The organism is Pseudomonas sp. BF-R-30 (assembly GCF_019956175.1).
Taxonomy (GTDB): Bacteria; Pseudomonadota; Gammaproteobacteria; order Pseudomonadales; family Pseudomonadaceae; genus Aquipseudomonas; species Aquipseudomonas jessenii.
Genome location: NZ_JAHBDE010000055.1, coordinates 118028 through 139355, shown reverse-complemented (window position 1 = coordinate 139355; position 21328 = coordinate 118028). Strand labels below are relative to the sequence as shown.

Genomic DNA, 21328 nt, shown 5'->3' with positions numbered 1-21328 from the left:
TGTCTTGAAGTTTTTCGCGAGCAAGCTCGCTCCTACAGTGAAACGCGCTCGGCATGAGCTGCTTATCGCGATCATTTTTTCGGCAGCCAGGAATGGCGTTGCCACACGAGAAAGTGTTCGCCGACTGAAAAAAGGAGTCCGCCTGTGGCTATCCACTATGGCAAAGGGCTGATAGGAGGCGCGCTGGTATTCGCCCTTCTGGCCCTGCTGATCCAATGGATCGGCATCAACACGATCGAACACTACCGCGACGATTTGTTGTTTTACCTGCAAGCTCATCTGGTTCTCGTCCTCGCTTCCATGCTGGCCGCCCTTGTCGTGGGCATTCCTGCCGGCATCCTCCTCAGCCGCCCGTCCATGATCGGCCGTGCCGAACGCTTCATGCAGTTCTTCAACATTGGCAACACCATTCCGCCCCTGGCCGTCCTGGCCATCGCCTTGGGCATCCTCGGCATCGGCAGCGGTCCTGCCATCTTCGCCCTGTTCCTCGCCTCTTTGCTGCCCATCGTGCGCAACACCTACGAAGGCCTGAAAAACGTTCAGGGTTCGCTCAAGGAAGCCGCCGTCGGCATCGGCATGACCCCGCGCCAGGTGCTGTGGAAAGTCGAATTGCCAAACGCGGTGCCGATCATCATCGGTGGTGTGCGTGTGGCATTGGCGATCAATGTCGGGACGGCGCCGCTGGCGTTCCTGATCGGCGCCAACAGTCTCGGCAGCCTGATCTTCCCCGGCATCGCCCTGAACAATCAGCCGCAATTGCTGCTCGGCGCGGCCTGCACCGCCCTGCTGGCCTTGTTGCTCGACGGCCTGGTGACACTCGCCAGCCGCCTCTGGCTCGAACGCGGCTTGCGCCCGTCTTAAGCCTCGGCAAAGGAATCGTCATGAAAACTTCAAGCTTTTTACTAGGCTGCGTCCTGCTGTTCGCAGGATTTGCCCAAGCCACGGAAAAACCGTTGATCCGCATCGGCGCCCGGGTGTTCACCGAACAGACCCTGCTGGCGGAAATCACCTCGCAGTACCTGCGCACCAAAGGTTACGAGGTGCAGGTGACCGGCGGCCTGGGCAGCAATCTGGCCCGCAGCGCCCATGAAAGTGGCCAACTGGACATGCTCTGGGAATACACCGGCGTTTCGCTGGTGGCCTACAACCATGTCACTGAAAAACTCGACAGCGAACAGTCCTACGCACGAGTAAAAGAACTCGACGCGAAAAAAGGCCTGGTCTGGCTGACACCGTCGAAATTCAGCAACACCTATGCCTTGGCACTGCCGAAAAACGTTGCTGACCAATACCCGCAGATCAACACCATCAGCGAGCTGAACTCGGTGCTGCGCAAGGAAGCCGAGACCAACAATCTGGTGGCGCTGGATACCGAGTTCGCCAACCGCTCGGACGGTCTTGATGGCATGGTCAAGCTCTACGACATGAACCTGACCCGCAAGAACATCCGCCAGATGGACGCCGGTCTGGTCTACACCGCGCTGCGTAACGGCCAGGTGTTTGCCGGTCTGGTCTACACCACCGACGGTCGCCTCAACGCCTTCAAGCTGAAACTGCTGGAAGACGACAAGCATTACTTCCCCGACTACACCGCCGCACCGGTGGTGCGTCAGGCCTACCTCGATGCGCATCCGCAACTGGCCGAACAACTCAAGCCTCTGGCTGAGCTGTTCGACGACGACACCATGCGCGAGCTCAATGCGCGGGTCGATGTCGATCACCAAAGCCCTTCGTCCGTTGCCGCAGATTTCCTGCGCCAGCATCCAATCAAATAAGGAGGAAAAGCCATGGAATTTCTCAACGCCTTTTCCCACCTCGACTGGCAGCAGGTGATACAGCTAACCGGCCAACACATCACCCTGGTCGGCATCGCCGTGACCCTGGCGATTGTGGTTGGCGTGCCGCTGGGCATCCTGATGACACGCTTCCCGAGCCTCGCCGGGCCTTTGCAAGCCAGCGCCACGGTGCTCCTGACCGTGCCGTCGATTGCCCTGTTTGGCCTGCTGCTGCCGTTCTACTCCAAGTTCGGCCAGGGCCTGGGTCCGATGCCGGCCATCACCGCGGTGTTTCTGTATTCGCTGCTGCCGATCATGCGTAACACCTACCTGGCCCTGACCAACGTCGAACCGGGCATCCGTGAAGCCGCGCGCGGCATCGGCATGACCTTCGGTCAGCGCCTGCGCATGGTCGAATTACCCATCGCCGTGCCGGTGATCCTCGCTGGTGTGCGCACTGCCGTGGTCATGAACATCGGCGTCATGACCATCGCCGCGACCATCGGCGCCGGTGGCCTGGGCGTACTCATCCTCGCTGCCATCAGCCGCAGCGACATGTCGATGCTGATTGTCGGCGCTGTACTGGTCAGTGTGCTGGCGATCATCGCCGACCTGATCCTGCAAGTGCTGCAACGTTCGCTGACTCCAAAAGGACTGCTCAAATGATCGAACTTCAAAACCTCAGCAAGACCTTCCAAAGCAACGGCAAAGATGTGAAAGCCGTGGACTCGGTGAGCCTGACCGTCAATGAAGGCGAAATCTGCGTGTTCCTCGGGCCATCGGGTTGCGGCAAAAGCACCACGCTGAAAATGATCAACCGCCTGATCAAACCGACCTCGGGCAAGATCCTGATCAACGGCGAAGACACCACCGGCCTCGACGAAGTGACGCTGCGTCGCAACATCGGTTATGTGATCCAGCAGATCGGTTTGTTCCCGAACATGACCATCGAGGAGAACATCGTCGTGGTGCCGAAACTGCTCGGCTGGGACAAGCAGAAATGCCACGACCGCGCCCGCGAGTTGATGAGCATGATCAAGCTTGAACCCAAGCAGTATCTGCATCGTTATCCACGAGAACTGTCCGGTGGCCAGCAACAGCGGATCGGCGTGATTCGCGCACTGGCGGCGGATGCACCACTGCTATTAATGGACGAGCCGTTCGGGGCAGTCGACCCGATCAACCGCGAGATGATCCAGAACGAGTTCTTCGAAATGCAGCGGGCGCTGAACAAGACCGTGATCATGGTCAGCCACGACATCGACGAGGCGATCAAGCTCGGCGACAAGATCGCGATTTTCCGCGCCGGCAAGCTGCTGCAAATTGATCATCCGGACACCTTGCTCGCGCATCCGGCGGACGACTTTGTCAGCAACTTCGTCGGTCAGGACAGCACCCTCAAGCGCCTGCTACTGGTGAAGGCCGAAGATGCGGCGGACAACGCACCATCGGTTAGCCCGCAAACCCCGGTGGCCGACGCGCTGGAATTGATGGACGAACATGACCGGCGTTATGTAGTGGTCACCGACGGTGAGAACAAGGCGCTGGGTTATGTACGACGTCGCGACCTGCACCGTCAGACGGGTACTTGCGGTCAATACCTGCGCGAGTTCAACGCCACGGCGGCGTATGACGAGCATTTGCGCATCCTGTTGTCGCGCATGTACGAGTTCAATCGCTCGTGGTTGCCGGTGATGGATGCGGAGCGGGTGTTCTTGGGGGAAGTGACTCAGGAGTCGATCGCCGAGTATTTGAGCTCCGGCAAGTCCCGGGGTGGCAAGACCAGCATTGTTTCGCCAGCTAAGGCAGTACTGGTTTAAGGCCTTTCAAAAACTCAACACGCAATTGGGGGGCGAAGTCTAAGCCTCCCGACGCCTCATGAGCGCCCAGATATTCGAAAACAATATAAAAAACTAGCAAAAATGACAGTTCCGCCATCGATAGGGAAAAGATCTACTGAGCCCGGATCATTTCTCTTGATCCAACACTTTTCCCCTATCGAGATGACCCATGAAAACCGATAACGCGACATCGCCTGCTCAATCAGCTTCAGAAAACAACGCATCAGGCATCATGGCGGGTCCTCCCACACACATCATCTTCGGGGGTATCGCCAACCCGCAACGTGTTAGAAAAGGGAATGACTTTCAATTGGACATCGCCGCCCAGCTTGTCGATAGCAATGGCAGCCAGGTTCCTAGCGGTGGCGGCATGTGGACGACGTCTACACCGGGTGCCTCTATCAGCCCCCTGGCGGGCGATATGAACGGCAGGTTTATCCTAAGAAATGTGCAAGCCAGCACCATCATTCGAGTGACCGTGTCTTCGGTCACGTATTCCAGTATTTCCGCAAGTCTCAGCATTGATCTGATTGCCTTTTGATCAACCACCACCCATTTGTCCTTCTGGACCTGCGGTGAAAGTTTGCTCTTTCACCGCAATAGCTTTTTCTCCCGCCACGCCCCCTTTTGGGGGAACATCACACCGTCACACAGGTCGGTTACATCAGTAGCTGTCAGGGACCGCACGACGGAAGAGTGCAAAAACGCGACATTTTTTGTTGATCTCAAGCCCCTCACGCCCTAAAGTTCGCGCCGAACGTCCATGCTGGAAACGATCCATCCGGCTCAAGTACTGACGACGAGACAGCAAGGCCAAGGGAAAGCTGCACTTCCCATGGCCTTTTTGCTTTCGGCGACATGCCTTGGGAAGTAGGCGAACCAAAGTGGGGATACGGAGGACGTTCATTTGCACCCATTGATTAACAACGTTTGCCTTTAGGAGCTCCCAGGTATGTCGATCCAGGTCGAAGACTATTTCGCGCGTGAAACCTTTCAGAAAATGAAGGCGTTCGCCGACAAACAGGAAACCCCGTTCGTGGTGATCGACACCGCGATGATCAGCCAGGCCTATGACGACCTGCGCGCCGGTTTCGAATTCGCCAAGGTCTACTACGCGGTCAAGGCCAACCCGGCCGTCGAGATCATCGACTTGCTCAAAGAGAAAGGCTCGAGCTTCGACATCGCCTCGATCTACGAGCTGGACAAAGTGCTTGGTCGCGGCGTCAGCGCCGACCAGATCAGCTACGGCAACACCATCAAGAAATCCAAGGATATCCGCTACTTCTACGAGAAGGGCGTGCGCCTGTTCGCCACCGACTCCGAAGCCGACCTGCGCAACATCGCCAAGGCCGCACCGGGCTCGAAAGTCTACGTGCGTATCCTGACCGAAGGCTCGACCACCGCCGACTGGCCGTTGTCGCGCAAATTCGGCTGCCAGACCGACATGGCCATGGACCTGCTGATCCTCGCCCGCGACCTGGGCCTGGTGCCTTACGGCATCTCGTTCCACGTCGGCTCGCAGCAGCGCGACATCAGCGTCTGGGACGCGGCGATCGCCAAGGTCAAAGTGATCTTCGAGCGCCTGAAGGAAGAAGACGGTATCCACCTGAAGCTGATCAACATGGGTGGCGGCTTCCCGGCCAACTACATCACCCGCACCAACAGCCTGGAAACCTACGCCGAGGAAATCATCCGCTTCCTGAAGGAAGACTTCGGTGATGACTTGCCGGAAATCATCCTGGAGCCAGGCCGCTCGCTGATCGCCAACGCCGGCATCCTGGTTAGCGAAGTGGTACTGGTTGCACGTAAATCCCGTACCGCGGTAGAGCGTTGGGTGTACACGGATGTGGGCAAGTTCTCCGGCCTGATCGAAACCATGGACGAAGCCATCAAGTTCCCGATCTGGACCGAGAAGAAAGGCGAAATGGAAGAAGTGGTCATCGCCGGTCCAACCTGCGACAGCGCCGACATCATGTACGAAAACTACAAGTACGGCCTGCCGCTGAACCTGGCCATCGGTGATCGCCTGTACTGGCTGTCGACCGGTGCGTACACCACCAGTTACAGCGCCGTCGAGTTCAATGGCTTCCCGCCGCTGAAGTCGTTCTACGTGTAAATACTGCGTAGAAAACAAAAAGCCCATGACCTGTCATGGGCTTTTTCATTTACGCCACCCTCTGTGGGAGCGAGCTTGCTCGCGATGGCGATAGCTCAATCAACATTGATGCTGAATGTCATGACGTCATCGCGAGCAAGCTCGCTCCCACAAAGGCTCAAGAGACTGGGGTTAATTCTTCGGCACGATGATGGAATTCGTGGGCCAGTGCCTGGATCCTCGGATCGACCGCGCCCATCAGCGCCTGACTCGCCACTCGCAGAAAATTCAGGTTGCCACCGGCCAACGCCTTGCGCAGCCAGGCCAACGCATCCTCGATATTCCCTTCGTCGGTCAAGACTGCAGCAAAGCTGAACTGCCCGCGAAAATCCCCGCCCTCGGCCGAACGTCGATACCAGTCACGCGCCGCTGCCGGATTCACCGGACAGACCCGCCCTTCTTCCAGATACCGCCCCAACAGATTCATCGATTTTGCATGGCCCAACTCAGCCGCACGGCGATAGAGACTCAGTGCCTGAAGCTGATCCTCAACCACCCCGCGACCGGTCGCCAGCAGATTGGCGTAGTTGTACATCGCCCAATCCAGCCCTGCAGTGGCGGCAAGTCGGTAATGCCTGGCCGCTAGCGATGCATCGGCAGCGCAGCCCCAACCATGCTCATGGCAACGACCGAGCATGTTGCGCGCCATGAGGTGCCCCTGGCGCGCTGCGATGCCGAACCAGCTCAGCGCCAGCGGTTGGTCCTGCGCGATCCCCTGGCCGTCGAGCAGAATCTGCCCGAGCAAGGCCTGGGCTTCGACCTCTCCTTCTCGTGCGGCAATCAGGATGGCCTGGGCCGCACGGGCCGGACTTTCGTCGAGCATCGCGCGCAGGCGCTCACCGTCGAGCATTTCCTCGCGGCGTAAACGAAAATCCGCCACTTAGACCTCGACCCAGCGACGCAACAGGTTGTGATACGTCCCGGTCAGGCGGATCAGCGATGGATGATCGGGCACATCGCGGGTCAGTTGCTGGATTGCCCCGTCCATCTCGAACAACAGGGCGCGCTGGCTGTCTTCACGCACCAGGCTTTGCGTCCAGAAAAACGAAGCGAGTCGCGCTCCGCGTGTCACCGCATTGACCTTGTGCAGACTGGTGCCGGGATACAGCACCATGTCGCCGGCAGGCAGCTTCACCCGTTGGGTGCCGAAGGTGTCCTGGATCTCCAGCTCGCCGCCGTCGTAATCCTCCGGCTCGCTGAAGAACAGCGTGGCGGACAAATCCGTTCGCACCCGCTCGATGCTGCCTTTTGGCTGACGTACCGCGTTGTCGATATGGAAGTCGAAACTGCCACCGGCTGTGTAACAGTTCACTAACGGAGGGAAGACTTTGTGCGGTAACGCTGCTGACATGAACAGCGGATTTTTCCACAGCCGCTCCAGCATCGCCGCGCCGATCTCCTTGGCCAGCGGGTGACCTTCCGGCAACTGCAAATTGTGTTTGGCCTTCGCCGACTGGTAGCCGGCGGTGATCTTGCCATCGGCCCAATCGGCTTGCTCCAGAGCCTCGCGAATGCGCTGCACCTCGTCTTTTTCAAACAGGCCGGGAATGTGCAGCAGCATGACAAAAGCACCTGAAACCAAAGGGATGCCAATGGTATTGATTCTTATTGCCTGTGTAAAACACATCTGACGAATGAGTCAGCAGAAACCGTAAGGGTAAATTGTAAAGAATGTAAATTCAGTGCGAATAGTAATGTTTCGCAATTGATACGAATACGTGTTTACCCTATATTCCGCGGCCTCAAATCCTTGGGGAGGGGAACTCAAATGTCGCGTCAACAACCACAAGTACCGGTCAGTTCACCACGTCTGCTCGCATCGGCCATCGGCATGGCGATTACTGCCGGCTCTGCGGGCCACATGGTTTTCGCGGCGGAAAAAGCCGACGAAAAAGCACCGGGCAATGTGATTTCGCTGGGCGCCACCGCCATCACCGGCGAAGCCCAGGACGAGACGACCTACAACGTAGAGAAAGCCTCCTCGCCCAAGTACACCGCGCCGCTGGTGGACACACCGCGCTCGATCACCGTCATTCCGCAACAAGTGTTGAAAGACACGGGCGCCATGAACATGCAGGACGCCCTGCGCACCATTCCAGGCATCACCTTCGGTGCCGGTGAAGGCGGCAACCCACAGGGCGACCGTCCGTTCATTCGCGGCTTTGACGCCCAGGGCGATACCTACCTGGACGGCGTTCGCGATACCGGTTCCCAGAGCCGCGAGATCTTCGCCGTGGAATCGATCGAAGTCAGCAAAGGCCCGAACTCTGCCATCGGCGGTCGCGGCGCTGCAGGCGGCAGCATCAACCTGGTCAGCAAGAAAGCTCACCTGGGCAATTCGTTCGATGGTGGTTTCACCTGGGGCTCCGACCAGACCCAGCGCTACACCATGGACGGCAACTATCAGTTCACCGACACTGCCGCTGGCCGTCTGAACCTGATGAGCCATGAGAGCAACGTCGCCGGACGTGACAGCGTCGACTACGACCGCTGGGGTGTCGCACCGTCCCTGGCTTTCGGCCTGGGTACAGACACTCGCGTCAACCTCGACTACTACCACCTCGAAAGCAACGACACGCCGGATTCGGGCATTCCGTACTCGATCCCGACCACTCTCGCGGCTGGACGCACCAAGTCCAACCCGGACAAGCCGAATGACGGCGGCGACAGCAGCAATTTCTATGGTCTGACCGACCGCGACTTCCGCAAGACCCGCACCGACACCGCGACCTTCGCCATCGAGCACGACCTGAGCGACTCGCTGACCATCAAGAACACCCTGCGTCACGGCACCAGCATGCAGGATTACATCCTGACCCAGCCGGACGACAGTAAAGGCAACGTCAACAACGGCAGCGTCTGGCGCCGGGCGAACACCCGCGTGAGCAACACCGAGACCACCACCAACCAGACCGACCTGTTTGGTGATATCTACATCGCCGGGTTCAAGAACAGCTTCTCCACCGGTGTCGAATACACCCACGAGGAAAGTGAAAAGTCCTCGTACAACGTCAACACGGACACCACCCCGGGAACGGCAGCGGTAACCAACAACTGCTCGCCGGCACTGATCGGCGCGCCAAGCGGTTACAACTGCACCTCGCTGTCCAACCCGACGCCGAATGATCCGTGGAGCGGTGCCATCTCCCGCAACTACGCAGGCACCGATACCAAGGCCAACACCTACGCACTGTATGTATTCGACACCCTGACGTTGTCCGAGCAGTGGCTGGTGAACATGGGCCTGCGCTACGACCATTTCGACACCGACTACAAAACCTTCAACGGTTCCAGCGTGACCACGTCCAAGGGCGATGACACCAGCGAGTTCGTTACCGGTCAGTTCGGTGTGGTGTACAAACCAGCGGAAAACGGCAGCATCTATGCCTCCTATGCGACGTCTGCCACTCCACCAGGCAACACCCTTGGCGATGGCGCGGAAGGCAACCCGTTGGGTGGCACGCCGGATCGCAACGGCAACCTGCTCAAAAGCGACATGGAGCCGGAAACCACCAAGAACTACGAAATCGGTACCAAGTGGGATCTGCTGAACGATCGTTTGTCCCTGACTGCCGACATCTTCCGCACCGAGAAAGAAAACGCTCGTGTGCAAACCAACACCACTACGTTTGAAAACGTCGGCAAAACCCGCGTTCAAGGTATCGAACTGTCGGCCACCGGCAAGCTCACCGACAAATGGCAGGTCTTCGCCGGTTACGCCTACATGGACAGCGAGCAAGTCGATGGCGGCGACCTGCCGGCAAACAAAGCCAACAACGGCAACGAACTGCCTAACACGCCGAAAAACAGCGCCAGCCTGTGGACGACCTATCAGGTCACGCCAAGGCTGACCATCGGTGGCGGTGCGTTCTATGTCGATGATGTGTTCGGCAGTGCCGCCAACACCACCATGGTCGATTCCTACGTTCGTTACGACGCAATGGCGGCCTACAAGCTGACCAAGAACGTCGACCTGCAACTGAACGTACAGAACCTGACCGACGAAACCTACTACGACAAGGCGTTCTCGACTCACTTCGCCAACCAGGCGGCCGGTCGTACCGCTTTGCTGAGCACCAACTTCCACTTCTGATTGCCACTCACACTGCAATCCCTGTGGGAGCGAGCTTGCTCGCGATGACGTCGCCACATTCAACATTTATGTTGGCCGACACACCGCTATCGCGAACAAGCTCGCTCCCACAGGAGAGGGTGAAATCAGACCCGGCCCCGTTCATCCACATGAACGGGGCCTTTGTGCGTAAAAAAGAATGCTTCTCGACAACCCCACGGCATAATGCGCGCCGTGATGAATCAACTTGAACGAACAAGGCGAGCGACGTGTTGAAGAAAACCCTGTTCCAGTTGCACTGGTTTTTCGGCATCAGCGCCGGGCTGGTCCTGGCCCTGATGGGCATCACCGGGGCGGCGGTGTCGTTTCAGGATGAAATCCTGAGCACACTCAATCCTTCTGTGTTGCAGGTCGAGAAACAGGTCGCCGGTGTGCTGCCGCCCGTCGAACTGGTGGAGCGAATCGAAGCCGCATCGGGCAAAAAAGTCTCGATGCTCACGGTGGAAACGGACAGCGGCAGCGCCGCCAAAGTGTGGTTCACCCCGCCGCCGGGTGAACGCCGTGGCGAGATGCGCTACTTCGACCCGTACACCGCCGAGTTCCTCGGCGACGCCACCGGCCAGGGCTTTTTCGGCCTGATGCTGCAACTGCACCGTTTCCTCGCCATGGGCGACACGGGTCGGCAGATCACCGGCGCGTGCACGCTGATCCTGGTGTTCTTCTGCCTGTCCGGCCTGTACCTGCGCTGGCCTCGCCAGTGGAAAAGCTGGCGGACCTGGCTGACCCTGGACTGGAAGAAAAAGGGCCGCAGCTTCAACTGGGACCTGCACTCGGTGGCCGGCACCTGGTGCCTGGTGTTTTACCTTCTGGCGGCGCTGACCGGGTTGTCCTGGTCCTACGAGTGGTACAACAAAGGCCTGACCCGGTTGCTCTCCGACTCACCACAGAGCGAACGCGTGCGCGGCGGACGCGGCCCTGCGCCAAGCGGTCCGGCACCGACGGCCGATTACTCGGCGATGTGGAGCAGCATCTACAGTGCGGCCGGTCCGCAACTGAGCTCCTATAACGTGCGCATGCCGCCCGTGGCCGGCCAACCAGCGACCGTTTACTTCCTGCTGAAAACTTCGCCTCACGACCGCGCCCTGAACCAGATCACCCTCGACCCGGCCACCGGCGTGGTCAAACGGGTTGATCGCTACAGCGACAAGAGCCTCAAGGCGCAACTGCTGACCAGCATCTATGCGCTGCACGTCGGTAGTTACTTCGGCATCGTCGGGCGCATTATCCTGACCATCGCCTCGCTGACCATGCCGCTGTTCTTCATCACCGGCTGGATGCTGTACCTGGATCGTCGGCGCAAAAAGCGCCAGATCAAGGATGCACGCAAAGATCTCGTGCAAACCGCCAGCGACGCGCCGGCGTGGCTGATCGGCTTCGCCAGCCAAAGTGGTTTTGCCGAACAGCTGGCATGGCAAACCGCCGGGCAATTACAGGCCGCAGGCTTGCCGGTCAAAGTGCAGCCATTGGCAGACGTCAGCGAGCAGGACTTGCATGAATCGAACAATGCCTTGTTCGTCGTCAGCACCTTCGGCGACGGCGAAGCACCGGACAGCGCCCGCAGTTTCGAGCGCAAGGTACTGGGCCGGACACCGAGCCTGGGACGCCTGAATTACGCCGTCCTGGGGTTGGGCGACCGGCAGTATCAACACTTCTGCGGTTTCGCCAAACGCCTGCACGCCTGGTTGGGCGAACAGGGCGCAAAGACCCTGTTCGCCCCGGTGGAGGTCGACAGCGGTGACCCTTACGCCTTGCGCCACTGGCAACAGCAACTGGGCCTGTTGACCGGCCAGGCCCCCGTGGATACCTGGCAAGCACCCAGCTACGACAACTGGACCCTGCTGCATCGTGAACTGCTCAATCCGGACAGCAGTGGCTCGCCGGTGTACTTGTTGGGCCTCAAGCCTCCTTCCACCAGCAGCTGGCTGGCGGGCGACCTGGTGGAAGTGATGCCGCGCAACTGCACGTGGGCCATCGAGCACTTCCTCGATGGCATGGGGATTCACGGTGAAACCAAGGTGCAACTCAACGGCCTGGAAGAAACCCTCGAACAGGCCCTGGCCAGCCGCCAGTTGCCGGAGAACCGCGCCCACCTGGTCGGCCTGCACGCCCAAGCGTTGGCAGAGGCCCTCGTGCCGCTGGCCATGCGCGAGTATTCCATTGCGTCGATCCCGGCCGATGGCGTGCTGGAATTGATCGTGCGTCAGGAAGTGCATGCCGACGGCAACCTCGGTGTCGGTTCCGGCTGGCTGACCGAACACGCGCCGGTGGGCAGTTCCATCAGCCTGCGCGTGCGGCGCAACAGTGGTTTCCATCTGCCGGCCCAACCGGTGCCGATGATCCTGCTGGGCAATGGCACGGGCCTGGCCGGGTTGCGCAGCCTGCTCAAGGCCCGGATTGCCGATGGTCAGCAACGCCAGTGGCTGCTGTTTGGCGAGCGCCACCGCGAGCACGATTACCTGTGCCGAAAGGAGCTGGAGGAGTGGCTGATCAATGGTGATCTGGCGCGCCTCGACCTGGCATTTTCCCGCGACCAGGCCGAAAAGATTTACGTACAGGATCGCCTGCGTGAATCGGCGGCCGAGCTCAAGAAGTGGCTGGCGGACGATGCGGTGATCTACATCTGCGGCAGCCTTCAAGGCATGGCTTCGGGCGTGGATCAGGTGCTCAACGAAGTGTTGGGTAGCGCCGAAGTGGAGCGTCTGATCGAACAGGGCCGCTACCGCCGCGACGTGTACTGATTCACCCTGAACCAATGTGGGAGCGGGCTTGCTCGCGAAAGTGGAGTGTCAGCAAAGATGATTTCGACTGACACGACGCCTTCGCGAGCAAGCCCGCTCCCACAGTGGCTCGGGTGTGAGTCAAACCGGCTGCAACTTGCGCTCGAATACAGACACCCCGTCCAGATCCCGCAACACCACGCTCAACTCCCCGCTCTGCCCATCGATGTTCACCTCGCCAAAAAACTGAAACCCGGCAAACGGCGAGACGTTCTGCGCGGGTGGCGCCTTCTCGAACACCACTTCAGGACCAAAGGTTTTATCCAGCGAGTTCGGTCCAAAGCTACCGGCATTCAGCGGTCCGGCGACGAACTCCCAGAACGGTTCGAAATCCTGAAACGCCGCCCGGTCCGGATGGTAATGATGGGCCGCGCAGTAATGCACATCCGCGGTCAGGAACAGGAAGTTGCGCACCTCTTGCGCCCGCAGAAAGCCGAGCAGTTCTGCGATCTCCAGTTCACGCCCCTGTGCCGGGCCGGGGTCACCGTTGGCCACGGCCTCCCAGCGCGCGACACCAGGGCTGACCTCGCCGTCGGGCACGCCGAGGCCAATGGGCATGTCGGCGGCGATCACTTTCCATTGCGCGTTCGAGGCCTGCATTTCGCGCTTGAGCCAGTCCAGTTGCTCACGCCCGAGGAAAGGTTTTTCAGCGCCCTGATTGTCATCGTTGGGCCCGCGATAACTGCGCATGTCCAGTACAAAAACATCGAGCAGCGGCCCGTAACCAAGCTTGCGGTAGATCCGCCCTCCGCCATCGGCACTCTGCAAACGCATCGGCGCATATTCAAGCCAGGCCTGGCGTGCGCGGCCCACCAGGCTGTGGATATCTTTGTCCTGGTAACGCGCATCCAGCTGCTTGCCCGGCGACCAGTTGTTCACCACTTCGTGGTCGTCCCACTGCCAGACCTGCGGGACCTCGGCATTGAAACGACGGATGTTTTCGTCCATCAGGTTATAGCGGTAATTGCCGCGGTACTCATCAAGGGTCTCGGCGACTTTGCTCTTGGCTTCGGTGGTGATGTTGCGCCACACCCGGCCGCCTTCCGTGGTGAGCTGAGCCGGGATCGGGCCGTCGGCGTAAATGGTGTCGCCGCTGTGGATAAAAAAGTCTGGCAAACGCAGGCGCATTGCTTCGTAGATGCGCATGCCGCCAATGTCCGGGTTGATGCCGAAGCCCTGGCCGACGGTGTCGCCGCTCCAGACAAAACGGATGTCACGGCGGGTCTGCGGCACGCTGCGCAAGTGACCGAACCAGGGCTCGCTGGCGATACCGCTCTGGGCGTCTTCAAACTGCACGCGATAGAAAATCGCCTGACCGGCGGGCAGCCCGGTGAGTTCGACCCGGGCAGTGAAATCGGTGCGCGCATCGGCCAGGGACGAGACGAATCGCCGGGGGTTGGGAAACAGGCTGCGGGTGTCCCACTCCACCACCATCCGCGCGGGGCGGTCGCAGCGGCTCCAGATGATCGCCCGGTCGCCCAGCAGGTCGCCGGACTGCACGCCGTCGGTGAGTTGCGGCCGATCCTTGACCGAAGCGATCACCGCCGGCGCCAGCCCCGGCAACAACAGCCCGGCGCCGACCGCTTGCATGACACGACGGCGCCCGAGGTTGAAATCGCTCATGGTGTTCTCCCTGGAAAAGGAAAACTAAAGCATGACCCTATGACCCTGGCATGACACAAATCTTCCCGACACCACAGATCCCTTGTGGGAGCGGGCTTGCTCGCGAAGGCGTCGTGTCAGCCGAAATACTCATTGCTGACACTCCGCTTTCGCGAGCAAGCCCGCTCCCACAGGGTCAGGTGTCAGGCGGTGACGGGTTCTACCGCCAACTCCACCACCTCCGGCCGTTTCACCAGCGCATACGCCACCGCCGTCAACAGACTCCCCGCCACAATCGCCAACAGGTAGAGCAGCGCATGGTTGATCGCATTCGGGATCGCCAGGACGAACAACCCACCATGGGGCGCCATCAATTTGCAGCCGAAATACATCGACAACGCACCCGTCAGCGCACCGCCGGCGATGCTCGCCGGAATCACCCGTAGCGGATCTTTCGCCGCAAAAGGAATCGCCCCTTCAGAGATAAAGCACAGCCCCAGCACCAGCGCTGCTTTGCCGGCCTCGCGCTCGGTCTGGGCGAACTTGCGTCGGGCAATGAACGTGGCGATGCCCAGGCCGATCGGCGGCACCATGCCGGCCGCCATGGTCGCCGCCATCGGCGCGTAGCTCTGCGACGCCAGCAACCCCACCGAAAACGCATAGGCCGCCTTGTTGATCGGCCCGCCGAGGTCGACGCACATCATGCCGCCCAGCAACACACCGAGCAGAATCGCGTTGGTGGTGCCCATGCTGTCGAGAAAGTTCGTGAGCCCGGCAAGCATCCCGGCGACCGGTTTGCCGACCACGTAGATCATCACCAGACCGGTGAACAGACTCGCCAGCAGCGGGATGATCAGGATCGGCTTGAGCGCCTCAAGACTTTGCGGCAATCGCGCATAACGGTTGATCGCCCTGGCCGCATAACCGGCAAGAAAGCCGGCAATGATCCCGCCGATGAAACCGGCGCCCAAGGTGCTCGCCAGCAGTCCGCCGATCATCCCCGGCGCGAGGCCCGGACGGTCGGCGATGGAATAGGCGATATAGCCTGCCAGCAGCGGCACCATCAGCTTGAACGCGCTGTCGCCACCGATCTGCATCAACGCCGCCGCCAGCGTGCCCTCCTCCTTGAACGCGGTGATGCCGAACACGAACGACAAGGCGATCATCAAGCCGCCGGCCACCACCATCGGCAACATGAAGGACACGCCGGTCAGCAGGTGTTTATAGACGCCCGTCTTCTCCTGTTTGGCCGTTGTTTTGGCAGCGCTCGATGCGCTTTCCTGTTGGCCTTCGGCCAAGGCCTTTTTCAACGTCGCTTCGGCTTGCTTAAGGGCAATGCCGGTGCCGCAGCGATAGATTTTCTTGCCGGCGAAACGCTCGGTGGCGACTTCGATATCGGCCGCCAGCAGCACCACATCGGCCTCGGCAATCGCTTGCGCGCTCAATGGATTGCGCGCGCCGACCGAGCCCTGGGTTTCCACCTGCAGCTCATAGCCCAGGCGCTTGGCCGCTTGCTGCAAGGCTTCGGCGGCCATGAACGTGTGAGCGACACCCGTCGGGCACGCGGTAACGGCCACCAGTCGCGGCGCGTTCTGGACAACCGCCACAGGTTCGACGGCGGCCTCTTCGGCGGCGTAAACCTGAGCGTCCTGCGCTCCACGGCGCAGCACGGCTTCCACGTCTTGCAGGGCCTGGGCCGGGGTGCTCAGGAACACTCGCTTGCCGACAAAACGCGACATTTCCACCGGCGCGCTGGTCACCAGCAACACCCACTCCGCCGCGTCGAGGGTGGCCGCCGACAGTTGCTTTTCGGGATGCGCGGCATCGGTGACTTCGACACTGGTGCTCCAGCCCTGGCGCTGGGCCGCGGCATCGAGCAGCCGGGCACACAGCACACTGGTGACCATGCCGTTCGGGCAGGCCGTAACGATGGCTAACTTCATGACAATCCCTCTTATTGTTCTGTCAGGGGACGCACGCGCACACCCTGTTCGAGCTGCGCCAGTTGCGCTGCATCGCCAATGCCGAATCCGATCTGGGTCACTGCCATCGCGGCAATCGCCGTGGCGGTGCGCAAGGTCTGCTCCGGCGTATCGGCACTGAGCAAACCGTGGAGCATCCCCGCCAGCAACGAATCACCCGCGCCCACCGTGCTGGCGACGTTGACCCTGGGTGGCGTGGCATGCAGCGCAGAGCCGACGCTGAACCAGTTCACGCCATCGACGCCATGGGAAATCACCACATGCTCGATACCCTGGGCATGCAAACGCTCCGCCGCCAAGGCCTGGGCACTGACCGACACGACCTCGCAGCCCAGCACCTCGGCCAGCTCTTCAGTGTTGGGTTTGATCAGCCACGGCCCCGCTTTCAGCGCTGCGCGCAATGCCTCGCCGCTGGTGTCGAGGGCGACATTCAGCCCCAGGTTCTTCAAGCGCAATATCAACGCCTGCAACCATTGCGCACTGACGCCCAACGGCAAGCTTCCGGCGACAACCACCGCATCGTGCCCCGGAGCAATCTGCTCCAGCCGATCCATCAAGGCCTGCTGTGCCACCTCGCTGACCTGCGGCCCCGGCCCGTTGATGTCGGTGATGCGGCCGTCGCTTTCCGCCAGTTTGATATTGCTGCGGGTTTCGCCCGGAACACGGATGAAGGCATCGACAAAACCGCGTTTGGCGAACAATGTTTCGAACGCTTGCAGGTTGTCTTCGCCAAGAAAGCCACTGACGGTCAGCTGATGCCCGAGGTCCGCCAGCACTTGCGCCACGTTCACGCCTTTGCCGGCGGCGTGGGTGTGCATCACATCGCTGCGGTTGACCTGGCCGGCTTCAAGGCGCCGCAACTGGACGGTCAGGTCCAGCGCCGGGTTGAGGGTCAAGGTAAGAATCCGGGACATTACAAGTCCTCCACTAATGCGCGCACTTCATTGGCACTGCCCACGGCCAGCGCCTGTCGGGCAAGGGTTTGAGTCTGAGTGAAGCCCAGTTCGCGAATCCGCGCCTTGACCTCGGCAATGCTGCGCGCCCCGACGCTGAGCTCATCCACTCCGAGGCCGACCAGCACCGGCACCGCCAGCGGGTCGGCCGCCAGCTCGCCGCACACACCGACCCATTTACCGTGAGCATGGGCCGCACGCACGGTGATGTCGATCAGTTGCAGCACCGCCGGATGCAAGCCATCGGCCTGGGCCGACAGCGTCGGATGGCCACGGTCGATGGCCAGGGTGTATTGGGTCAGGTCGTTGGTGCCGACGCTGAAGAAATCGACTTCCTTGGCCAGGACCGGTGCCAGCAATGCCGCCGACGGCACTTCGATCATGATCCCCAGTTGCAGGTCGGCGACCGGGATTTCCTGGCGCAGGCGTTCGGTCATGTCACGGGCCTGGCGCCACTCGTCGACGCTGCCCACCATCGGGAACATGATCCGCAGCGGCCGGTTGTCGGCAGCCCGCAGCAAGGCGCGCAGTTGCGCTTCCATGATCTGCGGACGCTGCAAGGTCAGGCGAATGCCGCGCACGCCGAGGAACGGGTTCTCTTCCTTCGCAATCGGCCAGTACGGCAGCGGTTTGTCGCCACCGACATCGAGGGTGCGCACCACCAGCGGCCGCCCGGCCAGACCGTCGAGAACGCGGCGGTACTCGATTTCCTGGGTCGCCTCGTCGGGCGCTTGCGGGTGGGCCATGAAAATCAGTTCGGTGCGCAACAGGCCAATGCCTTCGGCGCCCTGCTCCACCGCACTGGTGACGCCGGCGCTTTCACCAATGTTGGCGAACACTTCGACGGCGTGGCCATCGATGGTCAATGCCGGTTGATGACGCAGTTCAGCAGCCGCCTTCAAGCGTTGCTCGCGGGTATCGCGTTCGGCCGTGGCGCGCTGCAAGGTCGCCGCGTCAGCGTCCACATGCAGGCGACCACGCTGGCCATCGAGCAGCAAAGCCGTACCCGGTGCCAGCAGCAACACGCCGGGACCGGCGCCGACCAAGGCCGGAATACCCAGCGCCCGGGCAACAATCGCACTGTGCGCTGTAGCTCCACCCCGAGCGGTGAGAATCCCCGCCACGCGAGCCGGGTCGAGACGCGCAACGTCGGACGGGCCGACCTCGTCCATCACCAGAATGTACGGTTGATCCGGTTCGCTCGGGGTTTCGATGCCGCTGAGCTGCATCAACACCCGACGCCCGATGTCGCGCAAGTCGGCCGCACGCTCGGCGAGCAAGGCATCCTGCAACGCTTCCTGCTGCCGAGCCGCCGCTTCAATCACGGCCATCCACGCCGCCTCGGCGCTTTCGCCCTGCTTGAGGCGCGTATCGACCTCATCGGTCAGTTCCGGGTCGTCGAGCATCTCTTGGTGGGTAATGAAGATTTCGCGAATGGCTTTGCTCTTGCTGCGCTCGATCAGGCCCTGGATGTCACGGCGTACCTGCGCCAGGGCGTGCTGGAGGCGCTCGCGCTCGATGCCGGCGGACTCGCCGCGCAACGGGTAATCGATGGTTTGCAGCACCTGAATATGCGCCGGGCCGATAGCGATCCCCGGAGCGGCGGCAATCGCCTGAACCACGCTGCCAGATAACGGAGCGAGGACCACTTCGGCCATATCGGCAACGACTTCACGCGCCTGACTTACCGGCGGCAGCGGTTCGACTTCCTCACCGAGGCCTTCTTCGATGGCGGCCAACAAGGCCGGCAACGCATCCGCCGCAATGCCCGGTTCGGCGATGATTTCCAGGACCTGTCCCCGACGGGCGCCGAGGCTGAGCAACTTGCTCAAGCTCTTTACCGACACCGCACTGTCATGGCCATCGACGATGCGTACGCGGATGTCACCTTCAAAACTCTTTGCCAGTTGCGCGAGGATTTTCGCCGGGCGCGCATGCAAACCGTGGGCGTTGGCCAATGCAATTCGCGCGCTGGGCCAGTCGGCGGGCACTTCACCACCGAGCACTTCGAGGACCTTGCGGCTGCTGGTGGCGCGCCCCAACTCATGGCCACGCCCTTCGATCAACAACGCGCACAGGCGTTCGAGCAGGGCTTGATGGGCCTCACCGAGGCTGGCCAGGCAGAACAGTCCAGTGAGTGGCTGGCCGAGATAACGCAGCGGTCTGTCCGGGGTAACGAAGGCCAGGCCCGGACGCTTCACCGTCTGTTCGCTGTGCAGCCACCACAGGCCATCGCCCAAGGGCAGCGCTTCAACCTGCTGCAGCACGGCGGAGAAACCGTTGCTCACGCAGTCGGCCTGCCGCAGCAAACGTGCACCACGCCAGACCAGCTCTTCGAAATCTTCGGCCGCCACACCGAGACCGATCATCTGTGCATCCAGCGCCAACTCCTGCGGCGCGCCTTGCAGCAACTTCAGCAAGGCTTCGGCGGAGCCGGCGCGACGCAGGGCCTGGCCCAGGTCAGTCTCGCCGAGGGCGCGGGTGAGCAATTGCAACAGGCGCAGATGTTCATCGGATTTGGCGGCGATGCCGATCGCCAGGTAAACGATATGACCATCGCCCCAGTCCACGCCATCGGGGAACTGCATCAGGCGCACACCGGTGGTGAACACCAGGTCGCGGGTTTCGGGCGTACCGTGGGGGATGGCAATACCTTGACCGAGAAAGGTCGAGCCCTGAGCCTCCCGCGTCTGCAAGCCGGCGAGATAACCCTCGGCAACCAGGCCGTCGGCGACCAGATGCCCGGCCAGCAATTGCAGCGCTGCGGACTTATCCACAGCCGATTGGCCCATCGAAATCTGCTCTACAGTGAGCTCGAGCATGCTTTCTCCTTTTTGGCGCCTTGGGGCACCAGGTATTGTTTTGAATGAGTCAGCTTAGGCGCTTGGTCATCGCTTTTGGCGGTTTCACGGCAGAACCGGCCAAAGGCGCCTAAAACGTAGAAAATACGCTTGCTGAAACGTTTAATCTATATCGATTGGCACGTTACTCGAAATTGGCCCATCCTTGAAGTCCAACTTGTCGGATGCGTTGCGACAATGGTCGCCTGCCTTAATCGGTTAGGATTGACGAAAATGTCGAGGCAATCTCGAAAAAACAAGGAAACAGCGGGTTGAAACTCAGTGATATCGCCCAGTTGGCCGGTGTGTCCGTCACCACCGCCAGCTATGTCATCAATGGCAAGGCCGAACAACAGCGCATCAGCAGCGCTACCGTCGAACGCGTGCGCGCGGTCGTCGAACAACATGGCTTCACGCCTAACCCACAGGCCGCCGGATTGCGCAGCCGACACACCCGCACATTGGGGTTCATTCTGCCGGATCTGGAAAACCCCAGTTACGCGCGAATCGCCAAATTGCTGGAACAAGGTGCGCGGGCCCGGGGTTATCAGTTGCTGATCGCCAGTTCCGACGATGCGCCGGACAGCGAACGGCAATTGCTGCAGTTGTTCCGCGCCCGGCGCTGCGACGCACTGATCGTTGCCAGCTGCCTGCCGCCCGGCGACGACAGCTATCGCCAATTGCAGGCCAAGGGCATTCCGATCATCGCCATCGACCGGGTCATGGAACCCGAGCATTTCTGCTCGGTGATCAGTGACGACCGCGAGGCCAGCCTGCAACTGACCCGCAGCCTGCTCGATCCCTTGCCCAAACAGATCGCGCTGATCGGCGCCCGCCCGGAGCTGAGCATCAGCCAGGAACGTTGCGCCGGCTTCAAAGAGGCGCTCGTCGGGTTCAACGGTGAGGTGCTGATTGAAGAAGGCGAATCCTTCAGCCGCGAGTGCGGCAAACAATTGATGGAAGAATTGCTGCAGCGCCTGGGTCATTTGCCCGATGCCCTGGTGACCACATCCTACGTGCTGCTTCAAGGCGTGTTCGATGCGCTGCACGACTTCCCGCTGAAAAACCGCCCGCTGCGCCTCGGCACGTTCGGCGACACTCAGTTGCTGGACTTCCTGCCGCTGCCGGTCAACGCCATGGCCCAGCAGCACCAGTTGATCGCCGACAAAGCCCTCGCGCTGGCCCTGGCAGCCATCGAGCAGTCGGATTACCGGCCCGGTGTGCAAGCCATTGCGCGCACGTTCAAGCAGCGTATTCGCCAGGACTGAACC

The 21328-nt window shown here is 60.9% G+C and carries 15 protein-coding genes; 9 read left to right on the top strand and 6 right to left on the bottom strand.

Annotation, left to right across the window (positions count from 1 at the left end):
• The first annotated feature begins 144 nt into the window (after positions 1-144).
• The 6 genes from KGB20_RS23425 to KGB20_RS23400 all read left to right on the top strand — a co-directional run bounded on the left by KGB20_RS23425 (position 145) and on the right by KGB20_RS23400 (position 5732).
• The gene (locus tag KGB20_RS23425) at positions 145-861 is read left to right on the top strand and encodes an ABC transporter permease (protein WP_057716454.1); all 717 of its coding nucleotides are present in this window, start codon (positions 145-147) and stop codon (positions 859-861) included.
• A 20-nt stretch (positions 862-881) separates the two neighbouring features.
• Positions 882-1775, top strand: coding sequence for a glycine betaine ABC transporter substrate-binding protein (locus KGB20_RS23420; RefSeq protein WP_154861577.1), 894 nt, complete (start codon positions 882-884; stop codon positions 1773-1775).
• Positions 1776-1787: 12 nt separating this feature from the next.
• Positions 1788-2441 carry an ABC transporter permease gene (locus tag KGB20_RS23415; protein ID WP_057716456.1) on the top strand — a complete coding sequence of 218 codons (654 nt, stop codon included), beginning with the start codon at positions 1788-1790 and terminating at the stop codon, positions 2439-2441.
• A complete protein-coding gene (locus KGB20_RS23410; protein ID WP_154910437.1) occupies positions 2438-3595 on the top strand; it encodes a betaine/proline/choline family ABC transporter ATP-binding protein in 1158 nt (385 codons plus the stop codon). Before KGB20_RS23415 ends, KGB20_RS23410 begins: the two co-directional genes overlap by 4 nt.
• A gap of 190 nt (positions 3596-3785) precedes the next feature.
• Entirely contained in the window at positions 3786-4157 is a 372-nt protein-coding gene (locus KGB20_RS23405) for a hypothetical protein (RefSeq protein WP_150812824.1), read from the top strand.
• Positions 4158-4568: 411 nt separating this feature from the next.
• On the top strand, positions 4569-5732 hold the full coding sequence (locus tag KGB20_RS23400; protein WP_056728269.1) for a type III PLP-dependent enzyme: 1164 nt from the start codon (positions 4569-4571) through the stop codon (positions 5730-5732).
• A gap of 157 nt (positions 5733-5889) precedes the next feature.
• On the opposite strand, the gene KGB20_RS23395 is transcribed toward KGB20_RS23400, so the two are convergent.
• Together KGB20_RS23395 and KGB20_RS23390 are read right to left on the bottom strand one after the other, a co-directional pair.
• Positions 5890-6651 carry a tetratricopeptide repeat protein gene (locus tag KGB20_RS23395; RefSeq protein WP_223473472.1) on the bottom strand — a complete coding sequence of 254 codons (762 nt, stop codon included), beginning with the start codon at positions 6649-6651 and terminating at the stop codon, positions 5890-5892.
• Positions 6652-7332: a Fe2+-dependent dioxygenase gene (locus KGB20_RS23390; protein ID WP_090453057.1), complete on the bottom strand. Its 681-nt coding sequence runs from the start codon at positions 7330-7332 to the stop codon at positions 6652-6654.
• 207 nt (positions 7333-7539) lie between these two features.
• Between KGB20_RS23390 and KGB20_RS23385 the strand changes: the two genes are divergently transcribed.
• Positions 7540-9864: a TonB-dependent receptor gene (locus tag KGB20_RS23385; protein WP_057716460.1), complete on the top strand. Its 2325-nt coding sequence runs from the start codon at positions 7540-7542 to the stop codon at positions 9862-9864.
• Between the two features lie 248 nt (positions 9865-10112).
• Positions 10113-12641: a PepSY domain-containing protein gene (locus tag KGB20_RS23380; RefSeq protein WP_154910438.1), complete on the top strand. Its 2529-nt coding sequence runs from the start codon at positions 10113-10115 to the stop codon at positions 12639-12641.
• Between the two features lie 120 nt (positions 12642-12761).
• Here the strand turns inward: KGB20_RS23380 and KGB20_RS23375 are convergent, their stop codons facing one another.
• From KGB20_RS23375 to ptsP, 4 genes are all read right to left on the bottom strand, one after another.
• On the bottom strand, positions 12762-14303 hold the full coding sequence (locus tag KGB20_RS23375) for an alkaline phosphatase D family protein (protein ID WP_150812827.1): 1542 nt from the start codon (positions 14301-14303) through the stop codon (positions 12762-12764).
• A 182-nt stretch (positions 14304-14485) separates the two neighbouring features.
• Positions 14486-16225, bottom strand: coding sequence for a PTS fructose-like transporter subunit IIB (locus tag KGB20_RS23370; RefSeq protein WP_150812828.1), 1740 nt, complete (start codon positions 16223-16225; stop codon positions 14486-14488).
• 11 nt (positions 16226-16236) lie between these two features.
• Positions 16237-17178, bottom strand: coding sequence for a 1-phosphofructokinase (gene pfkB / locus KGB20_RS23365; protein WP_154910439.1), 942 nt, complete (start codon positions 17176-17178; stop codon positions 16237-16239).
• The gene (gene ptsP, locus KGB20_RS23360; protein ID WP_150812830.1) at positions 17178-20039 is read right to left on the bottom strand and encodes a phosphoenolpyruvate--protein phosphotransferase; all 2862 of its coding nucleotides are present in this window, start codon (positions 20037-20039) and stop codon (positions 17178-17180) included. Before ptsP ends, pfkB begins: the two co-directional genes overlap by 1 nt.
• 290 nt (positions 20040-20329) lie before the next feature.
• Between ptsP and cra the strand changes: the two genes are divergently transcribed.
• Entirely contained in the window at positions 20330-21325 is a 996-nt protein-coding gene (gene cra / locus KGB20_RS23355; RefSeq protein ID WP_150812831.1) for a catabolite repressor/activator, read from the top strand.
• Positions 21326-21328 lie beyond the last annotated feature (3 nt).